This window comes from Ornithinibacillus proteolyticus (genome assembly GCF_039581225.1).
In the GTDB taxonomy this organism is placed as follows: Bacteria; Bacillota; Bacilli; order Bacillales; family Amphibacillaceae; genus Ornithinibacillus; species Ornithinibacillus massiliensis.
Genome location: NZ_JBCPXV010000097.1, coordinates 1 through 3513, shown reverse-complemented (window position 1 = coordinate 3513; position 3513 = coordinate 1). Strand labels below are relative to the sequence as shown.

2 protein-coding genes and 6 tRNA genes are annotated in these 3513 nt (G+C 38.4%); 1 reads left to right on the top strand and 7 read right to left on the bottom strand.

What is annotated here, in order from left to right; all coding sequences use genetic code 11:
- Positions 1-51: 51 nt before the first annotated feature.
- The 7 genes from AAIB49_RS19635 to AAIB49_RS19605 all read right to left on the bottom strand — a co-directional run bounded on the left by AAIB49_RS19635 (position 52) and on the right by AAIB49_RS19605 (position 1614).
- Positions 52-127: transfer RNA gene (locus AAIB49_RS19635), tRNA-Lys, on the bottom strand.
- A 207-nt stretch (positions 128-334) separates the two neighbouring features.
- Positions 335-409, bottom strand: a tRNA-Gln gene (locus tag AAIB49_RS19630).
- Between the two features lie 9 nt (positions 410-418).
- A tRNA-Asp gene (locus tag AAIB49_RS19625) sits at positions 419-495 on the bottom strand.
- A gap of 22 nt (positions 496-517) precedes the next feature.
- Positions 518-589: transfer RNA gene (locus AAIB49_RS19620), tRNA-Glu, on the bottom strand.
- 9 nt (positions 590-598) lie between these two features.
- Positions 599-689 (bottom strand) — tRNA-Ser (locus AAIB49_RS19615).
- 3 nt (positions 690-692) lie between these two features.
- Positions 693-767 (bottom strand) — tRNA-Asn (locus AAIB49_RS19610).
- 373 nt (positions 768-1140) lie between these two features.
- Positions 1141-1614: a SprT family protein gene (locus tag AAIB49_RS19605; RefSeq protein ID WP_339217118.1), complete on the bottom strand. Its 474-nt coding sequence runs from the start codon at positions 1612-1614 to the stop codon at positions 1141-1143.
- 274 nt (positions 1615-1888) lie between these two features.
- Here AAIB49_RS19605 and AAIB49_RS19600 point away from each other — a divergent pair, with 274 nt between their 5' ends.
- Positions 1889-3370 (top strand): catalase, encoded by a 1482-nt coding sequence (locus AAIB49_RS19600; protein WP_339217119.1) that lies wholly within the window; start codon positions 1889-1891, stop codon positions 3368-3370.
- The last annotated feature ends 143 nt before the right edge of the window (positions 3371-3513 follow it).

Sequence of the window (3513 nt, the reverse complement as noted above, 5' to 3'; positions counted from 1 at the left end):
AGATCCTAAGTCTAGCGCGTCTGCCAATTCCGCCACACCCGCATATTTAAATGGTGAGCCATGAAGGATTCGAACCTTCGACCCTCTGATTAAAAGTCAGATGCTCTACCGACTGAGCTAATGGCTCGAAAAAATAAGTTAATCCTTAAGTTAGTATTAGCGTCATTCATGGAGGACCCCTGCATCTTCTAGCTTATTCAAGATGTGTATGCTTCGGGGTTACTCGTAGCTTATTCGGTGGAAGTGTTGCTCGTTGCTCTACCGACTGAGCTAATGGCTCCTAGTAATGAATGATTCTAAAACCACTTTGTTAAAGATATCACAAACAAAAAATTGGCTGGGCTACCAGGATTCGAACCTGGGAATCACGGGACCAAAACCCGTTGCCTTACCGCTTGGCTATAGCCCAACAATTTAATGGCGGTCCGGACGGGACTCGAACCCGCGACCTCCTGCGTGACAGGCAGGCATTCTAACCAACTGAACTACCGGACCTTTATTTAGTTTATTAAAGAAATGACCCGTACGGGATTCGAACCCGTGTTACCGCCGTGAAAGGGCGGTGTCTTAACCGCTTGACCAACGGGCCATATTAGAATGGCGGAGAAGGAGGGATTTGAACCCTCGCGCCGGTTACCCGACCTACACCCTTAGCAGGGGCGCCTCTTCAGCCACTTGAGTACTTCTCCATATGGCTCCACAGGTAGGATTCGAACCTACGACCGATCGGTTAACAGCCGATTGCTCTACCACTGAGCTACTGTGGAATAATAATAAATTGTTCACTTATTCTGCCTTAAAACAATTCCCATAATCTCGACCCCCTGCATCTACTAGTTTGTTCTAAGATGCCAAATGCTTCGGGGTTACTCGTAGCTTATTCGGTAGATGTTTTGCTCGTCTCTACCACTGAGCTACTGTGGAATAATTTCAGCGACGAAAAATATCATATAACATTATCAATTTATTGTCAAGATATTTTATAAAAGTTTTTTCTTAAACTTCTATGTACATTCCGTCTGTTTTGTTAAGACTTTATATAATTTATCATGGCTAGTCCATTTCGTCAATCTATTTTTTGCGTCTGAATTTATAAACTTTTCCAGACCCTATTTTCTTCCTACTATAATGTTTTTTCATCTACTTTATTAAAGAAGCATTTTTCACTTCTACTAATCTCCCCCGACAAATACCACATCGATACTTTTTCATATCCACTCTTCTTACTCTCCTATAAGTATGATGACAATTAGTACATTTATACTCATAGTTAAATTTATTTAGATTGGATTGAAGTGGTTTACAATGTCTTGGTGATCCGGTCTTTTGTAATAGTGCTCTAAATTCTGGATCGCTATGCTTATACCCTTTCCCTTCAATATGCAGATGATAATGACATAATTCATGCTTTATTATTCCAATAAACTCATCCTGGTCCGCTTCCATATAATATTTCGGATTTAATTCAATTAGTCTCTTTGCCGGTATATACCTACCACCAGTTGTCCGCAGACGATTATTAAATGTAACCTTATCAACAAAAGGTTTATGGAAAAATTCTATAGAAATGGAATGAACCAATTGTGTTAGTTCTTTCTCACTTAATAATTTCATTTGCGAAAACCCCCTTCATTTAAAGTATTATATTTCAAAACCAACCTATTAAACAAAATAAACTTCACCCTTAATTAAAATTATTATAATTAAAAATTGATTTTTGTTTATAATCCCTTATAATAGAATTTGAAGGTAATTACTATCAGATTACATGAAAGGAGGATAGTCTTGTTTACTTAATCCTAATAAGGGATTTTACTCAAACTATCTTTTTAGTAATCTATTAATTACTCTAATACTTGTATTTTATTATTTAGGAGGGACATATTCAATGAGTGAAGATAAGAAAAAGTTAACCACTGCATTTGGTGCTCCAGTACCAAATGATGATGATTCAAAAACAGCTGGTCCAAGAGGTCCACTATTAATGGAAGACTTCTGGTTCCTAGAAAAACTAGCTCACTTTGACCGTGAAGTTATCCCAGAACGCCGTATGCACGCTAAAGGTTCAGGTGCTTATGGTACATTTACTGTTACGCATGATATTACTAAATATACGAAAGCATCCATCTTCTCCGAAATCGGTAAGAAAACAGATATGTTTATCCGTTTCTCTACTGTAGCTGGTGAGCGTGGTGCTGCTGATGCTGAGCGCGATATTCGTGGTACAGCACTTAAATTCTATACAGAAGAAGGTAACTGGGATTTAGTTGGTAACAACACACCAGTATTCTTCTTTAGAGATCCTAAGCGTTTCCCAGACTTAAACCACGTAGTTAAACGTGATCCTAAAACTAATATGCATAGTGCACAAGCAAACTGGGATTTCTGGACTAGTATACCAGAAGCTCTTCATCAAGTAACCATTGTTATGAGTGATCGTGGTATTCCTGCAACATACAGACATATGCACTTATTCGGAAGTCATACTTACAGCTTAATTAATGCTGATAACGAACGTGTATGGGTTAAATTCCACTTCCGTTCTCAACAAGGTATCAAAAACCTAACAGACAAAGAAGCAGAAGCAGTAATTGGTAAAGACCGTGAAAGTCATCAAAGAGATCTATTTGAATCAATCGAAAAAGGTGACTTCCCTAAATGGACACTTTACATTCAAGTCATGACGGAAGAACAAGCTAAGCAAGTACCTTACAATCCATTTGATTTAACTAAAGTATGGTATAAAAAAGACTTCCCTCTAATCGAGGTTGGTGAGCTTGAGCTTAACCGTAACCCTGAAAACTACTTTGAAGAAGTTGAGCAAGCAGCATTTGCTCCAACTAACATTGTACCTGGTATTGGTTTTTCACCAGATAAAATGCTTCAAGGTCGTCTATTCTCGTATGGGGATACACAACGCTATCGTTTAGGTGTTAACCACTGGCAAATTCCTGTTAACTATCCTAAAAATGCGAAGAACTTCAATCCATACCATCGTGATGGCGCTATGCGTGTAATTCCACATGGTAGTCAAGTTTCTTACAGCCCTAACAGCTACGGAGAATGGCAAGATAGTAAGGAGCATCAAGAGCCTGCATTACAGCTTGGAGCAGATGTCGACTATTATGATTTCGATAAAGATGATGATAACTACTTCGAACAACCAGGTAAGTTATTCCGTCTTATGACTCCTGAAGAGCAACAAAGATTATTTGAAAACACTGCTAACAACATGCAAGGAACTACAAAAGAAGTTCAATTAAGACACATTAACCATTGCTACAAAGCAGATCCAGCATATGGTGAAGGTGTTGCTAACGCACTTGGTATTTCCATGAGCGAAGTAGAAGCTGCAAGTGAAGTAGAATAATAAAAGCACATTCTGTAAAGAGGCTGGGACAAAACCCCAGTAAATTAATATAAGCATGGTCCTTACCAACGTTTTAACGGTAAGGACCATGCTTATTATTTTTTGCACGCAATTTTCTGATATTAAAGTAAACAAAAAGGACA

Excerpts from the sequence above, each read along its gene's own strand:
- AAIB49_RS19600 (WP_339217119.1), top strand. The coding sequence starts at position 1,889 with ATGAGTGAAGATAAGAAAAAGTTAACCACTGCATTTGGTGCTCCAGTA.
- AAIB49_RS19605 (WP_339217118.1), bottom strand. The coding sequence starts at position 1,614 with ATGAAATTATTAAGTGAGAAAGAACTAACACAATTGGTTCATTCCATT.